Source organism: Rhizobium cerradonense (genome assembly GCF_030182455.1).
Lineage (GTDB): Bacteria > Pseudomonadota > Alphaproteobacteria > Rhizobiales > Rhizobiaceae > Rhizobium.
The window spans coordinates 16645-33266 of sequence record NZ_JAQJCK010000029.1; the positions used below are offsets into that span (position 1 = coordinate 16645).

A 16622-nucleotide genomic window follows, 5' to 3' on the forward strand; every position below is an offset into this window, starting at 1 on the left:
TTTTTATATCCCTGCCTTCGGTCTTGTTGTTATTTGCCGTATCGCCGCACCAGATCGGCCATTTCGGCCGCGTCGGTACGGTCGATTGCGTCGAGGCCGTGGGCGACGCCCTGACGGTCGGCAGCGGGACGGTTCTGGCTGACCTTCCACTTGCCGTCAATTGTCTCGATGTCGATCTCGATACCGATAATGCCCTTCAACTGGGCGCTGATGAACTCTGCCGGCGCATCGTCGACCGCCCAGGGCTGCGGACGGCCGCTCTCATTTTCGCCGGTCAGCATGGCGATCTGCTCGCGCAGCCAGGCGGGATCTTCGATGACGCGCGCATTGCCGCGCACCTGCACGACCGCATAATTCCAGGTCGGCACAACCTTGCCTGTCTCCTGCTTGGTCGCATACCAGGACGGCGTAATGTAGCTTTCGGCACCCTGGAAGACGACGAGGACCGGCGCTCCCGCCTGGATTTCCCGCCATTGACCGTTCGCCCTGGCGATATGCGCCTGCAGCGTGCCCTTGGACGAAAGGCCGGCCCTAAGATGGAACGGCACAGGATTGGCGATCAGCCCACCATTGCCGGCGGTAATCAGCAATCCCAGCGGATGTGCGCGTATCAACGCATGCTGCGTGCCGAGATCGTCTTCGCGGTGATGGGGCGGCTGATACATGGTCTGGAGCCATCTGATATTGTCGGGCGCATCATGCCGGCGGCCCCGAATGGCCATCGGCTGCTTCCGATTTGGGGTTGCGTTGCGCCTGCGGGCGCTTTCACCCGCAGGCCAGCACGATTTTATCAGCCCTCGACCTCGATCGTCGCACCCAATCTTGTCATGAGGTCAAAAAACTCCGGGAAGCTGGTGGCGATCATGGTGGAATCATCGACCTTGACCGGATGGTCCGCGGCAAGCCCCATCACGAGAAAGCTCATGGCAATGCGATGGTCGAGATGGGTCCTGACCTCGCCGCCGTCCGCACGGCCGAGACCTTTTCCATCCGGCCTTCCCCGAACCGTCAGCGAATCCGGGCCCTCGGTGCAATCGACGCCATTGAGCGCCAGCCCTTCGGCGACGGCCGAAAGCCGGTCGGATTCCTTGACTCGCAACTCTTCCAGCCCGAGCATGACCGTCGTCCCCTCGGCAAAAGCGGCAGCGACAGCGAGCACTGGATATTCGTCGATCATCGAAGGCGCCCGCTCGGCCGGGACGGTGACGCCCTTGAGCGCCGAGGAGCGCACGCGCAGATCGGCGACATCCTCGCCGCCGGCAAGGCGGCTATCGAGAATTTCGATGTTGGCGCCCATCTCCTGCAGCGTCAGAATCAGCCCGGTGCGGGTCGGGTTCATCAGTACGTTGCGGATGGTGATATCAGAGCCGGGAACGATCAGCGCCGCGACCAGCGGAAAGGCCGTCGAGGAGGGGTCGCCGGGAACGTCGATGATCTGGCCGGAAAGCTTGCCCTGGCCCTGAAGGCGGATGGTGCGCACGCCGTCCCGATCGGTCTCGACCGAAAGCTCGGCGCCGAAGCCGGCCAGCATCTTTTCGGTATGGTCGCGGGTCATGACCGGCTCGATGACGGTGGTGATGCCAGGCGCATTGAGGCCGGCGAGCAGCACGGCGGATTTAACCTGGGCCGAGGCCATCGGCACGCGATAGGTGATCGGGCTGGCCGTTTCCGGCCCGTGCAGCGTCACCGGCAGCCGGTCGCCTTCGCTGGACTGGACCTGCACGCCCATCCGCCGCAGCGGATCGAGGATGCGCCCCATCGGCCGCTTGGAAAGCGAGGCGTCGCCGATGAAGGTGGTCTCGAAATCATAGACGCCGACAAGGCCCATGGTCAGGCGGCTGCCGGTGCCGGCATTGCCGAAATCGAGCGGCGCTTGCGGGGCGAGCAGCGCGCCGTTGCCGACGCCCTTGATGATCCATTCGGCCCCGATCTTTTCGATCGCAGCGCCCATGGCCTGCATGGCCTTGCCCGTATTGAGCACATCCTCGCCTTCGAGCAGGCCGGTAATGCGGGTTTCGCCGGCGGCGAGGCCGCCGAACATGAGGGCGCGATGCGAAATGGATTTATCACCGGGAACGCGGATAGTGCCGGAAAGATTGGTCGAGCGGCGCGCTGTCGCGGGCCGCGGATGAATGTCGTGCGGCATGGGCAATTCCTTTGCGATGCCGTTATTTACGCCGCATTATCGCTGGCTTAGCTCCTGTTGCGCCAACTGACCTGCGGTTCACGCCGGCTCGTTACCATAGACCCGTTGCCCGGTCATCCCGGAATGCCGGGAAAACCCGTCTCGGCGTATATAAAGTTTAGCTTTGACAGAGAGAGCCGCAACGATTAAGGGGACCGGCTGATAATTTCCCTTAAAACGCCGGCTTCCCCGGCATTGCCGAATCTTTATTCGGCCATTCATGAGGCTTTGACAGTGGCGAAAGCGGAACTTGGAACAAAACGTACCGATCCAGATACCGGCAAGAAGTTCTATGACCTGAACCGGGACCCGGTCGTCTCGCCCTATACCGGCAAGTCCTGGCCCTTGTCCTTCTTCGAGGAAACCTCCGCTTCGAAGGAAGTGCCGGAAGAAGACGAAGTGGCTGAAGTCGATACCGAAAACACGGAAGTCGAACTGGTGTCGCTCGAAGACGCCGACGAAGCGGCAACCGGCGACGATATTCCGGATATGGGCGATGACGATGTCGAAATCGGTGACGATGACGACGATACCTTCCTCGAAGCCGACGAAGACGAAGATGATGACGATATGAGCGACATCATCGGCGTTACCGGCGACGACGACGACGTTTGATCTCTGAACAATCGGCCCGGTGAACAAGAAAAGTTTTCCGGGCCGAAAATTTCGGCTTGCTATCTGCAAAAACCAGAAGTAATAAGCCGCCACCCCGACGGGCGAAGCGCTCGGAAGGGACCCAGGGCCGGTCAAACGGCACCACCTTGATGGGGCTATAGCTCAGCTGGGAGAGCGCTTGCATGGCATGCAAGAGGTCAGCGGTTCGATCCCGCTTAGCTCCACCAAATTCTTTCCGTTTTCTGTAGTAAAAAACCGCGAAATTGGGTGCTGTTTTCTTGAGTACCAAGCTCCTGAGCGAAATAGCTCGTCCACCGGGTCCGTGCCGTTTACAATACCTTTCATAGATAGCGGGTAGGGCGTGAGGCCGGCGCTTTAGGCTGGCCCCAGATGCTAAGATTTCTTTTTCAGAAGCAGTTGAACCGCATCGTTGAGCTGCCTGTTATCTTGCTTCAGAAGTGAAATCCTCTCCACAAGATCAGCGAGTACGAGGCGAACTGCGTGAGCAGCTTCTAAGCAATCTTCATCACTTTCATCGTGTAATCCAACGCTAAGGGCACCGTGGAGCGCCAGAAGAGGATTGTGGCCATTTATGAGGAGACCCTGAGGAAGCGCGGACTTGATTGCTTCAATGGCTTTTGTGAAGGAAATTTCCCCTTTGGCCTGCTGTAGTTCGTTGACGGTGGCTTCCGGGGCACTCACCGTCCGGCAAACCTTTATGATCTCATCGAAGATATCGTTCTTGTGGTTTTCGACCACCCGCCTGTAATAAGCAAAAGCTGCTACACCGTATCCGAGATTTTCGCACTGCCGGCCTTTCTGAAACATCACGGCGTCCTTGCCGAAGAGCCGCAGGACTTTGTTCGACACAGGAATCCCAAACGGAGGAAGCTCGCCATATTTGTAGAGCTCAGCGTTAGGACGGTCCTTGAACTCTACATAAAGTGAAAAGAATTTTGTTTGCTCATGGCAATCGCCACACTGATACGTAAGGTTGAAATCGGCAGCGGTGGCGTCATAGCTGAATTCTTTGTCGCTGGCGCAGCGGAAAGTCCGCTCGCCTTCGCACACGTTACAGTGAAGTCTAATATCAGGCGTAGCTACCAGACGGTGTCGATATCCATGGCTGACCCGGCCATCCCAAAGTTCGCTAATGGGCTTTAATACCGAGGGATGGATGCTTTCTAGGAACTCTTTGAACGAGATCGCAACGACTTCCGCCTTGTCTTCTTGTCCTACAACGATATCCGTATTGCTCATCGCAACGTCTAGGCCCCGGGAATATTTGGTTTGACACATTCTACTAGTTCGACCCCCGAGCGAACAAGAGGTTTGCTGCGATCGCCTTCTTCACTGGAGGTCACATATCTTGGAGGCAATCACGTGGCAGCGGACGTGAGGTTTCCCCTCGACGGAACGTATTTGGGGCGAAGGCGCCTCCTCGCCGCTCAGTCGTCCGGCCTCGCGAAGAGGCTATCTGATAAACCTTAGCGTGCAATGTTCGCCACTTGGATGTTGCGTGCTTAGCCTTTCAAGTCCATCTGTCTCAATAAGCCTAAGCCAACGGGCGCATGGGTCAAACGCTGGCCCACCCTTCTTCCTCCCACGCCAACCCAAATCGCCACACTGCAGCGCACAAATATCTGCTAGGAAAAAACGAATCGTTTTCTGCCGGCGCTCTCAAGAGCCCCGGCTCGACACGCCCGAGGATGTATCTTGTTCGTTTTTTCCAAACTTGTCTGGATTTTTGGTCAGCCGCTGTCACTGGCTTTTTTCTTCGGCATATTGGCCCTGATCGGCAGCTTTCTTGGCCGGCGCGTTGTCGTGGTCATCTCGACGCTGTTGTCCACCCTGATCCTGTTCGTTGCGCTCTACACGACCGCTGGCGCCTATATCGTTCAGGGGCTGGAAGAACGCTTTCCGCGTCCGACCTCCGATCCCGCCGATCTCAAATGCTTGATCGTTCTCGGCGGTGCCACGCAGAATGAGGTGACGACGGCGAGGGGCGGTTATGAGCTTGATTCGGCCGGCGATCGTCTTGTCGAGACGTTGCGGCTGGCGCAGAAGTTTCCGCAGGCGCGCGTCGTCGTCTCCGGTGGAGACGGATCGATCAGCGGCAAGTATGAGGGGGATGCCGTCATTTCCGAGCGTTTCTTTGTTGCGCTCGGCCTTCCGAAGGACCGCCTGGTCGAGGATACGACGTCGCGCACCACCTATGAAAATGCCGTCAACACGAAGGAGCTGCTGGCGCAGAACGGGCTGTCCGGCTGCCTGCTGATCACCTCCGGCTTCCATATGCCACGTTCCATGGGCATTTTCCGCAAGCAGGGCATCGATGTCGTTCCCTGGCCGGTCGATTATCGCAGCACCGGCAAGGAAACGCTTGAGCTCGATTTCACCCAGCCCTCGCTGAACGCGCAATTGCTGGCGACCGGCATCCGCGAATGGATCGGCCTCGTCGGCTATTACGCCGCCGGCCGCACCTCGGCGCTTTATCCCGGCCCCTAACCAGGTGGCCCGGCCCGTAACCACGCGGCACTGGCCCTGAGATGCTCGGCTGACAGCTACTTTTTCGCGACGGTGACGAATTTTACGCCGCGGACGCGGACGGTGATTTCACAAGGATCGCCGTCGGTGCGGTCGCAGAAGCGCGGGTGCATCTTCATGACCAGCACCATGTTGCCGAAGCGCTGGATGAAATCGTAGCCGTAGATCCGTGCCGTGGCGACGAGAATATAGCCGCCCTCGGCGACATGGATGTAGAAGTTGTAGGGGCAGCCCTCGTCGGTGCAGTCGGGTCCCTTTTCCCCTTTGCAGGTGATCTCGCCCTCGTTGACGACAAGGTCGGTCAGCGAGTCGTTGTTGATATCCCGCTCCATGGCGAAACCATCGCCGAAGCTTGCCTGTCCCTCGCAGCGTTTGGTGAAATGTTCCTTCTCGAAGGCCACCGGATCTTGCACCAGCGATTGCTGCGCTTGCGCCACGACGGGCACGATCACGAGCGCGATGAGATTCAGGATCACGATCAGCAGGGATTTCACCGGGATTTCCTCTTGAATGCGCAGGGCTGGCCGCAGGGGGTGCCGCGGCCGCTCGGATATCTTTACGCCTGCCTGCTTGCGCGGCCCTTGCCGCCGTGATTCACTTCGCCGAAAATCGCGCCGGCACTCTTCTGGAGCCTTAAATGTCGCTTCTTTCGTTTCTCGACTATGCCGGCGTCGCCCTCTTTGCCGCGACCGGCGCGCTCGCTGCCTCGCGCAAGCAACTCGATCCGATCGGTTTCCTGTTTTTTGCGGCGGTCACCGGTATCGGCGGCGGCACCCTCAGGGATATCGTCCTCGGCCGCGTGCCGGTCTTCTGGGTGTCGAACCCGACCTATATCATCATTTGCGCCATCGTCGGCGTGCTGGTCTTCTTCACGGCGCATCTGTTCGAATCGCGTTATCGGCTGCTGATCTGGCTCGATGCGGTCGGCCTGTCCGCCTATTGCGTCATGGGCGCGGCCAAGGGCATGGCGGCGACCGGCTCGCCGACGGTTGCCATCGTCACCGGCGCGCTGACGGCGACCTTCGGCGGCATCCTGCGCGATCTCTTGGCAAACGAGCCCTCGGTGCTGCTGCGGCCGGAAATCTACGTGACCGCGGCGCTGGTGGGGGCGGGCGCCTTCACCGCTGCCAATGCCACCACGATGCCGCTCTATGCCTCGGCAGCACTCGGCGTCGCCGCAGCCTTCGCGGTACGCGGTGGTGCGCTCTGGTTTGGCTGGACCTTCCCGACCTACCATCATAAGCCCGGCCGGCATCCCGACGATGTGATGTAGTGGGAGGCAGTAGGAATTAGGCGGTAGGCAATAGTGAATGGCTCGAAGGCAATTCTATTGCCTATTGCCTATTGCCTATTGCCTAGCCTTACCGCTGCTTGCGGCGCAGGCGGATGACGACGTCGACATGGGCGATTTCCATGCCCCTTGGCGGTTCCGGCAGGTTGCCGATCGTCAGATTGCTGATCGGAATATCCAGAACTTCGTTCTGGCCTTCGATGAAGAAGTGGTGATGGTCGGACACGTTGGTGTCGAAATAGGTCTTGGTGCTTTCGACGGCGAGAACGCGGATCAGACCGGCCTCGGTGAACTGATGCAGCGTGTTGTAGACGGTGGCGAGCGAAACCGGCACACCGGCGGTGACCGCCTCTTCGTGCAGTTCCTCGACGGTTAAGTGACGGTCGCCCTTGGCGAAGAGAAGGTCGCCAAGGGCGACGCGTTGCCGGGTCGGTCTCAGGCCTGCGCTGCGCAGCCTGGTTTCGATCGCGATTTCGGCCTCTTCCGCCATTCAGGGAACTCCGGATTCCTGATCTCTATAAATCTTTACTAAGCCATATAACTTTTGCACGAATTGCTTTCAATAGTTTCAATAGGGTGGGAAGGCGGTCAAAAGCCGTAAAAATAGGGTTTTTGACGCATTTGCCTCTGGCCGCAGCCCTGGCCTTCCTGTATGCGACCACCACATAACAGTGAAGTGTGTTCGATCGAACGGTGGAATGCGAGCGTCATGCTTGCGCTTCATTTTCTGTCGATCTTACACTAAAGCTTCACATCAATCGGCATTCACCGGGGGAAACGGAACTTTATGACGACGAGACAATCCAGCTTCAACTATGAGGAAATCCTGGCCTGCGGCCGCGGCGAACTGTTCGGCCCGGGCAATGCGCAGCTTCCCCTGCCGCCGATGCTGATGGTCCATCGCATTACAGATATTTCCGAAACCGGTGGCGCCTTCGACAAGGGCTATATCCGCGCCGAATACGACGTGCGTCCCGACGACTGGTACTTCCCTTGCCATTTTGCCGGCAATCCGATCATGCCGGGCTGCCTCGGCCTGGACGGCATGTGGCAGCTCACCGGCTTCTTCCTCGGCTGGCTCGGCGAGCCCGGCCGCGGCATGGCGCTTTCCACCGGCGAAGTGAAGTTCAAGGGCATGGTTCGTCCGGATACCAAGCTTCTCGAATACGGCATCGACTTCAAGCGCGTCATGCGCGGCCGCCTCGTTCTCGGCACCGCCGATGGCTGGCTGAAAGCGGATGGCGAAGTCATTTATCAGGCGACAGACCTGCGTGTAGGCCTGTCAAAAGACAAGACTGCCTGAGCTGCGGCACCGCCGCCCCACAAAGACAGAGCTTTTAGAAAAGGTCATCGACATGAGACGGGTAGTAGTTACGGGTCTGGGTATTGTCTCTTCGATTGGAAACGATGCGCAGGAAGTCACCGCCTCGCTGCGCGAAGCCAAGTCGGGCATTTCTTTTTCCTCCGATTTCGCCGAACACGGTTTCAAGTGCCAGGTCTGGGGTTCGCCGAAGATCGACACGACGGATCTGGTCGACCGCCGCGCCATGCGCTTCCTGTCGCAGGGCGGCGCGTGGAATCATGTCGCGATGAAGCAGGCGATTGCCGACAGCGGCCTCGAAGAAAGCGACATCAGCAATGAGCGCACCGGCATCATCATGGGCTCGGGCGGCCCGTCCACCCGCACGCTGATCGAAGCCGCCGATATCACCCGCAAGAACAACAGCCCGAAGCGCATCGGCCCCTTCGCCGTTCCGAAGTCGATGTCGTCGACCGCCTCGGCAACGCTCGCCACCTGGTTCAAGATCCACGGTGTCAACTATTCCATCTCGTCTGCCTGCTCGACCTCGGCGCACTGCATCGGCAATGCCGCCGAGATGATCCAATGGGGCAAGCAGGACGTCATGTTCGCCGGCGGCCACGAGGATCTCGACTGGACCATGTCGAACCTCTTCGACGCCATGGGCGCCATGTCCTCTGACTTCAACGAGAATCACCCGGAAACCGCCTCGCGCGCCTATGATGCCAAGCGTGACGGCTTCGTCATCGCCGGCGGTGCCGGCGTGCTGGTCCTGGAAGAGCTGGAACATGCCAAGGCGCGCGGCGCTAAGATCTATGCGGAAATCGTCGGCTATGGCGCCACCTCTGATGGTTACGACATGGTCGCTCCATCGGGCGAGGGGGCTGTGCGCTGCATGCGTCAGGCACTTGCGACCGTAAAGGGCGACATCGATTACATCAACACCCACGGCACCTCGACGCCAGTCGGCGACAGCAAGGAAATCGGCGCCATCCGCGAGGTTTTCGGCAGCAACATCCCGCCGATCCAGTCGACCAAATCGCTGACGGGCCATTCGCTCGGTGCAGCTGGCGTGCAGGAATCGATCTATTCGATCCTGATGATGCAGGAGCGCTTCATCGGCGAAAGCGCTCATATCACCGAACTCGACCCGGAATTCGAAGGTGTGCCGATCGTGCGCAAGCGCATCGACAATGCCAAGATCGACACGGCTCTTTCCAATTCCTTCGGCTTCGGTGGCACCAACGCCACGCTCGTATTCCAGCGCTATAACGGATAAAGCAATGACGGGAATCATGCAGGGTAAGCGCGGCCTCATCATGGGCGTCGCAAACAATCATTCCATTGCCTGGGGTATTTCGAAGGCTCTTGCGGCCGAAGGCGCGAGCCTTGCCTTTACGTTCCAGGGCGAGGCGCTCGGCAAGCGCGTCAAGCCGCTCGCCGCCGAAGTCGGCTCCGATTTCCTTCTGCCTTGCGATGTCGAGGATATCGCCTCCGTCGATTCCGTTTTCGAGGAGATCAAGGAGCGCTGGGGCAGGCTGGATTTCATCGTCCACGCCATCGGCTTTTCCGACAAGAACGAGCTGAAGGGGCTCTATGCCAATACCACGCGTGATAATTTCACGCGCACCATGGTGATCTCCTGCTTCTCCTTCACCGAGATCGCCAAGCGCGCCGCCGACCTGATGGTCGAAGGCGGCAGCATGTTGACTTTGACCTATAATGGCTCGACGCGGGTTATCCCGAACTATAACGTCATGGGCGTCGCCAAGGCGGCTCTGGAAGCCTCCGTGCGCTATCTCGCCGCCGACTACGGCCCGCGCGGCATCCGCGTCAACGCTATCTCGGCCGGCCCGATCCGCACGCTCGCCGGCGCCGGCATTTCCGACGCTCGCGCCATTCTCTCGTGGAACCAGCGCAACGCGCCGCTGCGCAAGTCGGTCACCATCGACAATGTCGGCTCCTCGTCGCTTTACCTGCTTTCCGAGCTTTCGGCGGGCGTCACCGGCGAAATTCATTTTGTCGATGCCGGCTACAACATCACCTCGATGCCGACGCTGGAAACGCTGTCGAGCGCGGACGCCGAATAATTTCCGCTCGGAATTGTCCCCCGCCGCCATCGGCTGTGGGGGATAGGTTTCTCGGGAATGTTGTCACCGGGATCCGCAATGACGTTCAACAAGGCTGAACCCCTCGCATCCACCGAACGTCTCATTCTCCGCAGCTTCGTGCCGGAGGATTTCGAGGCTTACAGCGCCTATCGTTCCCAGCCAGCCATCTACCGCTTCCTCTACAGCGACCCGCCATCCGCGCAGGAGATGCGGGAGCGTTTCGACGCCAGCCTTAACACGCGCCTGTCGGAAGATGGCGATATCCTGCGCTGTGCCGTCATGAGAAGCGAGGATGATGCCCTGCTGGGCCAGGTCAGCCTTAAGCTTGCCAGCAAAGCCGCCCTTCAGGCCGAGGTCGGCTATATCTTCAATCCGGCCTATGCCGGCAAAGGATATGCGACCGAGGCGGTGCGGGCCATCATCACGCTCGGCTTCGATAGATTCGGCTTCCACCGAATTTTTGCACGGCTGGACACGAAAAATACCGGCTCCGACGGCGTTGTCGAACGGCTCGGCCTGCGGCGCGAGGCGCATCTGATCGAAAACGATCGCTTCAACGGCGCCTGGGGTGACGAATATATTTATGCGGTTCTCCGCCGCGAATGGGCCTTAAGAGCGCCGAATCAGGCGCGTTAATCTCCATTCGATAAGATTTTACGAAAATTTTAGGTTAATTCTATCTTGCCGGGGATGGCCCGTTACGGCTGGCCGGAATTCCGATACAAGGCAGGCATTCAACAGTATTTCCTGCATGTCCATCGGTATTCACTAGCCATTTACGGGAACCCCAGCCGTGAACACCATAACTGTTGCCAGTTCCAAGCCGCTCGATCCATTGGACGAGAGGGCATCGCTCGAAGCCGCCGCCACCGCAAGGGCATTGGGGCCGGATATATTGCGTGCGCTTGCCATCCTGCTTGTCATGCTCGTGCATCTGCCGGCGGAAGCGACGCCACTGCCGCTCGCCGGGATCAGGCCCTATGGCTGGATTGGCGTCGACATATTCTTCGTGCTCAGCGGCTATCTCATCGGCACTCAGCTACTGACCGAAGTCGTGCGCGATGGTCGTGTGCACCTGAAATCCTTCTATCTGCGGCGTGCATTCCGGATCCTGCCGGCATTCTTCATGGTATTGGCCATCTACACCGTCTTCCCCATTCTGCGTGACGCGCCGACTATGCAACCGGCCTGGCGCTTTGCGACCTTTACCGTCAATTTCGGGCTTGATCCCCGATATGGTGGGGCGTTCACCGAGGCTTGGTCGCTGAGCGTCGAGGAGCATTTCTATCTCGCCCTGCCGGTTCTCATCATCTTGCTGAAGCGGCGCGCGACGGTGGTTTTCGTTGCTTTTCTGATTGCGACAATTTTGATGGCCGGCATGGGTCTGAGGTTTGCACTTTGGCAGAGTGACGTCGGCCCGGCTGCTGAAATGCAGGCCTACAGGGCGGCGCTGGCCGTCTATCTCAGGGATGTCTATTATCCGACTTACAATCGATTGGACGGACTGACCTTTGGCGTCGTTCTCGCAGCAATCCGGCTGTTCAAGCCGCTGCTTTGGGAAAGATATATGCCGCCATACATCGCGCTCGGTATAGGCAGCCTGTTCGTGATAGTGGCTCTCGTGATCTTTTCCGTCCGCGGGCCGTTTGCTGAAACCAATTTGCCGCTTGTACTTCAGCCTCTTCCAGGCGCGGTCGTCGGCTTTCCGCTTTTCTCGGCGGGAGTGGCGTTCATTCTCGGCGCACTGCTGGACCTGCAGCCCAGGATCGCGCGCTGGCATCTTCCGGCCATATCGGGTATCGCCACGCTCTCCTACAGCCTCTATCTGACCCATAAGGGCGTCTACCATCTCGACCAGATGGCGTTCGGCAAGGACAATCTTCAGGGGCTCTCGGGCTTCGTCATCTATTTCGCCACCTGTTTCATCGTGGCGGCGACGCTCTGGTTTCTCGTCGAAAGAAACTTCCTGACCCTGCGCGATCACCTGATGCCCCGCTCGAGCCGAACCGGCTAAATCCTTCGCATATAAAAAGGCGGCCGATTGGCCGCCTTTGTCGTTTACTTCTTCGCCCACAGCACCTTGAAGCGAGCATTGCGGCAGGTCTCGCCATGCTCGCGGAAATTCTCCGCCAGCACCGGCTCGTAGGGCAGGCCGCGATTGGCGACCAGCATCAGGCGGCCGCCGCCGCGCAGTGCCGAGGATGCCGCCTTGATCATCGCCTGGCCGAGCGAAGGCTCGGCAGCATGGCCCTCGTGAAAGGGCGGGTTCATGATCACCAGATCGTATTTGTCCTTGACCGGCTCGCTTGCCAGATCGTGCCAGAAGAAGCGCTGGGCGACCTTCGGGCAGTTTTCCAGGAGATTGGCGCGGGCGGCCTCCAGCGCTGCGTAGTGGGCCTCGTAGAGGTCCAGGCGCGCGATCCGCGGCGATCTGGTCGCCAGTTCCACCGAGAGATAGCCCCAGCCGGCGCCGAAATCGGCGGCGTCGCCGGAAAAATCGGTCGGCAGGCGCGATGCCAGCAATTCGGAGCCGGCGTCGATGCGATCATGCGAGAACATGCCGGCAGCGGTGGTGAACCGGCCTTCGATGCGTGTGGCGGGCTTTGCCAATTGCGCTGTCAGAGCAGCGGTGTCTGCCGGCCGCGTAAACCAGAACGCCACGCCATGATATTTCGGCATGTGCTCGACATCCAGGCCAAAACCTTCGATGCGCTTGCGCAGCGGCTGAATGCCGTCTTCCTTGCCACCGGCGACGACGATCAGCCCGCCCGCCTTCACGCGTTTCAGCGCTTCGGCGATATGGGCTTCGTTCTCGCCCTTGTGCTTGGTGCAGAGCACCAGCGCGCCATCATAATCCTCGTCCTCGATCTGCGGCGTCACATTGACGCGCTGCGCCTGAAGCTGGCGATAAAAGGGACGGAAACCTTGTACGGCGGAAAGCTCGGCGGCAAAGCCGTCGGGCAGCGAAAAGCCGGCCTCGGCGCCGAGAAACAGGATCCGCTTACCCTCGCCGGGCGCGTCGACAGTGCCGGAGGCAAAGGGATGGAACAGGGTCTTCAGGGCATCGCGGCTCATGGGCATGGTCTCGTCATGGGAGTGGGTTTCGTCTGTCGGATATGCGCGCAGTTCTCGACCTCATGCTTGCCCCTCACCCTAGCCCTCTCCCCGTTGGGACGGGGAGAGGAGACGACAGCGCAAGACTAGATGCCTCGGTTTGGTGGGAGGGTAGTCGTCGAGCACAGTCGCTATCCCCTCTCCCCGCGTGCGGGGAGAGGGCTAGGGTGAGGGGCCGGGCACTCAGTATCAGCAAGGGCGGCCGGCGGCATTCAATATAAAAAGGGCGCGGAAAAGATCCCGCGCCCCGGAACATGAGTGAAGGCGGGGCTTATTCGGCCGCGTCGTCCTTCTTCTTTTCAGCAGCGATTTCCTGGCCGGTCGCCTGGTCGACAACCTTCATGGACAGGCGGACTTTGCCGCGCTCGTCGAAGCCGAGCAGCTTGACCCAGACCTTGTCGCCTTCCTTGACGACATCGGTCGTCTTGGCAACGCGCTCGGAAGCGAGCTGCGAGATGTGGACGAGGCCGTCGCGGGCGCCGAAGAAGTTGACGAAAGCGCCGAAGTCGGCGGTCTTGACAACAGTACCTTCGTAGATCTGGCCGACTTCCGGTTCAGCGACGATCGAGTGGATCCACTTGCGGGCCGCTTCGATTTCCTTGCCGGAGGACGAGGCGATCTTGACGGTGCCGTCGTCTTCGATGTTGATCTTCGCGCCGGTCTTTTCGACGATTTCGCGGATGACCTTGCCGCCGGAGCCGATGACTTCGCGGATCTTGTCGACCGGGATGTTCATGACTTCGATGCGCGGTGCGAATTCGCCGAGCTGGCCGCGGCTTTCGGAGATGGCCTTGGACATTTCGCCGAGGATGTGCAAACGGCCGCTCTTCGCCTGGTTCAGGGCGACATTCATGATCTCTTCGGTGATGCCTTCGATCTTGATGTCCATTTGCAGCGCGGTGATGCCGGCTTCCGTGCCGGCGACCTTGAAGTCCATGTCGCCGAGGTGGTCTTCGTCACCGAGGATGTCGGAAAGGACGGCGAAACGCTCTTCTTCCTTGATCAAGCCCATGGCAATGCCGGCGACCGGCTTTGCCAGCGGTACGCCGGCATCCATCAGCGCCAGCGAGGTGCCGCAAACGGTCGCCATCGAGGAGGAACCGTTGGATTCGGTGATTTCGGAAACGACGCGCAGCGTGTAGGGGAACTGCTCTGCCGTCGGCAGCATCGGATGGACAGCGCGCCAGGCGAGCTTGCCATGGCCGATTTCGCGGCGGCCCGGAGAACCCATGCGGCCGGTTTCGCCGACCGAGTAGGGCGGGAAGTTGTAGTGCAGCATGAAGTTTTCTTTGTACATGCCGGTCAGGCTGTCGACATACTGCTCGTCTTCGCCGGTGCCGAGCGTGGCAACGACGATCGCCTGCGTTTCACCGCGGGTGAAGAGGGCCGAGCCGTGCGTGCGCGGCAGCAGGCCGACTTCAGCGAGGATCGGGCGGACCGTCTGCAAGTCGCGGCCGTCGATGCGGCTGGACGTGTCGAGGATGTTCCAACGAACGATCTTCGCCTGCAGATGCTTGAAGATGGCGCCGACTTCTTCAGCCGTGTACTTGGCTTCGCCTTCCTCGGGAAGGAAGTGTGCCTTCACCTTGGCCTTGACGGCGTCGACGGCGGCGTAACGATCGGCCTTCTGAGTGATCTTGTAGGCTTCGCGCAGTTCGGCTTCGGCAAGGCCCAGCATTTCGGTTTCGAGCGCGGAGAAATCGTCCGGCGTGAAATCGCGGGGTTCCTTGGCGGCAACTTCGGCGAGCTTGATAATCGCGTCGATCACCGGCTGGAAGCCGCGATGACCGAACATGACAGCGCCGAGCATGACGTCTTCCGGCAGTTCCTTGGCTTCGGACTCGACCATCAGAACAGCTTCCTGCGTGCCGGCGACGACGAGATCGAGGCTCGATTCCTCCATCTCGTCGAGATGCGGGTTGAGCACGTATTCGCCGTTGATGTAGCCGACGCGGGCGCCGCCGATCGGGCCCATGAACGGAACGCCGGAGAGCGTCAGCGCTGCCGAGGTGGCAACCATCGACAGGATATCTGGGTTGTTTTCGAGGTCATGCTGGATGACGGTAACGACAACCTGGGTGTCGTTCTTGTAGCCTTCCGGGAAGAGCGGGCGGATCGGACGGTCGATCAGGCGGGAAACGAGGGTTTCGTTTTCGCTCGGGCGTCCTTCGCGCTTGAAATAGCCGCCGGGGATCTTGCCGGCTGCATAGGTCTTTTCCTGGTAGTTGACGGTGAGCGGGAAGAAATCCTGGCCCGGCTTCGGCGACTTGGCGGAAACGACGGTGGCGAGAACGACGGTCTCGCCGTAGGTGGCGATGACGGCGCCATCGGCCTGGCGGGCGATCTTGCCGGTCTCGAGCTTCAGCGGGCGGCCGGCCCACTCGATTTCGACGGTATGGATATCGAACATATCTTGTCCTTGCGTAGTGCGGGAAAAGGCGCCGTCGTCCATCGATTGGCAAGGCGCATCTTCAACCGCACGAAATGTGACGCATCACGGGCAAGACAACGAGAGGCTTTCGAAGATCGGCCGAAGCATGAAGCTTCGGCTGAAAGCATCCGGCAATCCTGCCCCATGACAGGTCAACGGTTGGTGTTGGCAGAACCGGCCCATCCGGCCTGCCGGCTGTCTCACATCGCGCAAGCGGAAGCGCGACGGAACACGTTTGATGGGTTTCAAACCCTTCATAAGCATCCGGCGGACGTTCACGCGAACGCCCGCCGGAAAATTCGATTAGCGACGGATACCGAGGCTGGAGATCAGCTTGGTATAACGGCCTTCGTCCTTCTTCTTGAGATAGTCAAGAAGCGAGCGCCGGCTGGAAACCATCGTCAGGAGGCCACGGCGGGAGTGATTATCCTTCTTGTGGTCCTTGAAGTGGTTGGTGAGGTTGTTGATGCGCTCGGTCAGGATCGCAACCTGGACTTCCGGAGAACCGGTGTCGCCTTCGGCGGTAGCGTATTCCTTGATCAGCGCAGCCTTGCGCTCAGCAGTAATCGACATCGGATGGTCCTTTCTATGAGAGGAAATAATGTCGCCAAACGCCGGGATGTCGTCCAGCATTGGCCGCGAATGCAATCGGGCAGGCCCGATGCTGGCGCTGCCTATAAACCAAATGAGCGACAATGGAAAGAGGGTTCTCCCTGAGGCGCTTTTCAGCGCACGGCTCTGAACTCGGGTTAACGTTTCTTCCCTGAACGGTTTGGGTGTGATTCAAGAGTGTCGGTGATTTGGAGGCCGACATGTTTGAAGACGATCGCCCGCGGCTGCGGGTTTTGCTGGACCATTTTAGTCTCGTTGAGGATGAGCGGGAGCAATGGCGGGTCGCCCATCCGTTACCCGAGGTGCTTCTTCTGGTCGTTTGCGGGACGATCGGCGCATGCGACGATTTTGACGAGATCGTCGAATGGGGGGAGGATAACCTGGCGTTTTTACGTCGGTTTCTTCCCTATCACCAT

At 59.7% G+C, this 16622-nt stretch carries 17 protein-coding genes and 1 tRNA gene; 10 read left to right on the forward strand and 8 right to left on the reverse strand.

Annotated elements, in window-relative coordinates; translation table 11 throughout:
• Nucleotides 1-29: 29 nt before the first annotated feature.
• Nucleotides 30-665 (reverse strand): FMN-binding negative transcriptional regulator, encoded by a 636-nt coding sequence (locus PH547_RS31360; protein ID WP_285170314.1) that lies wholly within the window; start codon nucleotides 663-665, stop codon nucleotides 30-32.
• 125 nt (nucleotides 666-790) lie between these two features.
• Entirely contained in the window at nucleotides 791-2146 is a 1356-nt protein-coding gene (gene aroA / locus PH547_RS31365) for a 3-phosphoshikimate 1-carboxyvinyltransferase (RefSeq protein WP_285170310.1), read from the reverse strand.
• Nucleotides 2147-2419: 273 nt separating this feature from the next.
• Between aroA and PH547_RS31370 the strand changes: the two genes are divergently transcribed.
• Nucleotides 2420-2800 (forward strand): TIGR02300 family protein, encoded by a 381-nt coding sequence (locus PH547_RS31370; RefSeq protein WP_283048303.1) that lies wholly within the window; start codon nucleotides 2420-2422, stop codon nucleotides 2798-2800.
• 151 nt (nucleotides 2801-2951) lie between these two features.
• Nucleotides 2952-3027 (forward strand) — tRNA-Ala (locus PH547_RS31375).
• Between the two features lie 166 nt (nucleotides 3028-3193).
• Here the strand turns inward: PH547_RS31375 and PH547_RS31380 are convergent.
• Entirely contained in the window at nucleotides 3194-4060 is an 867-nt protein-coding gene (locus PH547_RS31380; RefSeq protein ID WP_285170311.1) for a hypothetical protein, read from the reverse strand.
• 456 nt (nucleotides 4061-4516) lie between these two features.
• Between PH547_RS31380 and PH547_RS31385 the strand changes: the two genes are divergently transcribed.
• Nucleotides 4517-5308, forward strand: coding sequence for a YdcF family protein (locus PH547_RS31385; protein WP_285170312.1), 792 nt, complete (start codon nucleotides 4517-4519; stop codon nucleotides 5306-5308).
• A 56-nt stretch (nucleotides 5309-5364) separates the two neighbouring features.
• On the opposite strand, the gene PH547_RS31390 is transcribed toward PH547_RS31385, so the two are convergent.
• A complete protein-coding gene (locus PH547_RS31390; RefSeq protein WP_285170313.1) occupies nucleotides 5365-5841 on the reverse strand; it encodes a hypothetical protein in 477 nt (158 codons plus the stop codon).
• A 143-nt stretch (nucleotides 5842-5984) separates the two neighbouring features.
• On the opposite strand from PH547_RS31390, the gene PH547_RS31395 reads away from it, so the two are divergent.
• Nucleotides 5985-6620: a trimeric intracellular cation channel family protein gene (locus PH547_RS31395; RefSeq protein ID WP_283048309.1), complete on the forward strand. Its 636-nt coding sequence runs from the start codon at nucleotides 5985-5987 to the stop codon at nucleotides 6618-6620.
• A gap of 88 nt (nucleotides 6621-6708) precedes the next feature.
• Here the strand turns inward: PH547_RS31395 and irrA are convergent, their stop codons facing one another.
• Nucleotides 6709-7128: an iron response transcriptional regulator IrrA gene (gene irrA / locus PH547_RS31400; RefSeq protein ID WP_104821509.1), complete on the reverse strand. Its 420-nt coding sequence runs from the start codon at nucleotides 7126-7128 to the stop codon at nucleotides 6709-6711.
• Nucleotides 7129-7425: 297 nt separating this feature from the next.
• Between irrA and fabA the strand changes: the two genes are divergently transcribed.
• From fabA to PH547_RS31425, 5 genes are all read left to right on the forward strand, one after another.
• Nucleotides 7426-7941, forward strand: coding sequence for a 3-hydroxyacyl-[acyl-carrier-protein] dehydratase FabA (fabA, locus tag PH547_RS31405; protein WP_028754668.1), 516 nt, complete (start codon nucleotides 7426-7428; stop codon nucleotides 7939-7941).
• Nucleotides 7942-7993: 52 nt separating this feature from the next.
• The gene (gene fabB / locus PH547_RS31410) at nucleotides 7994-9217 is read left to right on the forward strand and encodes a beta-ketoacyl-ACP synthase I (RefSeq protein WP_104821510.1); all 1224 of its coding nucleotides are present in this window, start codon (nucleotides 7994-7996) and stop codon (nucleotides 9215-9217) included.
• 4 nt (nucleotides 9218-9221) lie between these two features.
• Nucleotides 9222-10028 carry an enoyl-ACP reductase FabI gene (gene fabI / locus PH547_RS31415; RefSeq protein ID WP_104821511.1) on the forward strand — a complete coding sequence of 269 codons (807 nt, stop codon included), beginning with the start codon at nucleotides 9222-9224 and terminating at the stop codon, nucleotides 10026-10028.
• Nucleotides 10029-10106: 78 nt separating this feature from the next.
• Nucleotides 10107-10685 (forward strand): GNAT family N-acetyltransferase, encoded by a 579-nt coding sequence (locus PH547_RS31420; protein ID WP_245463912.1) that lies wholly within the window; start codon nucleotides 10107-10109, stop codon nucleotides 10683-10685.
• A gap of 157 nt (nucleotides 10686-10842) precedes the next feature.
• On the forward strand, nucleotides 10843-12063 hold the full coding sequence (locus PH547_RS31425; protein WP_104821513.1) for an acyltransferase family protein: 1221 nt from the start codon (nucleotides 10843-10845) through the stop codon (nucleotides 12061-12063).
• 44 nt (nucleotides 12064-12107) lie between these two features.
• Here PH547_RS31425 and PH547_RS31430 read toward each other — a convergent pair whose 3' ends face one another.
• From PH547_RS31430 to rpsO, 3 genes are all read right to left on the reverse strand, one after another.
• Entirely contained in the window at nucleotides 12108-13124 is a 1017-nt protein-coding gene (locus PH547_RS31430; protein WP_104821514.1) for a class I SAM-dependent methyltransferase, read from the reverse strand.
• 310 nt (nucleotides 13125-13434) lie between these two features.
• On the reverse strand, nucleotides 13435-15573 hold the full coding sequence (gene pnp / locus PH547_RS31435; RefSeq protein ID WP_104821515.1) for a polyribonucleotide nucleotidyltransferase: 2139 nt from the start codon (nucleotides 15571-15573) through the stop codon (nucleotides 13435-13437).
• A 324-nt stretch (nucleotides 15574-15897) separates the two neighbouring features.
• Nucleotides 15898-16167 (reverse strand): 30S ribosomal protein S15, encoded by a 270-nt coding sequence (gene rpsO / locus PH547_RS31440; RefSeq protein ID WP_104821516.1) that lies wholly within the window; start codon nucleotides 16165-16167, stop codon nucleotides 15898-15900.
• 239 nt (nucleotides 16168-16406) lie between these two features.
• Here rpsO and PH547_RS31445 point away from each other — a divergent pair.
• A partial coding sequence (locus tag PH547_RS31445; RefSeq protein WP_285170276.1) for a transposase family protein occupies nucleotides 16407-16622 on the forward strand: 216 nt, incomplete at its 3' end.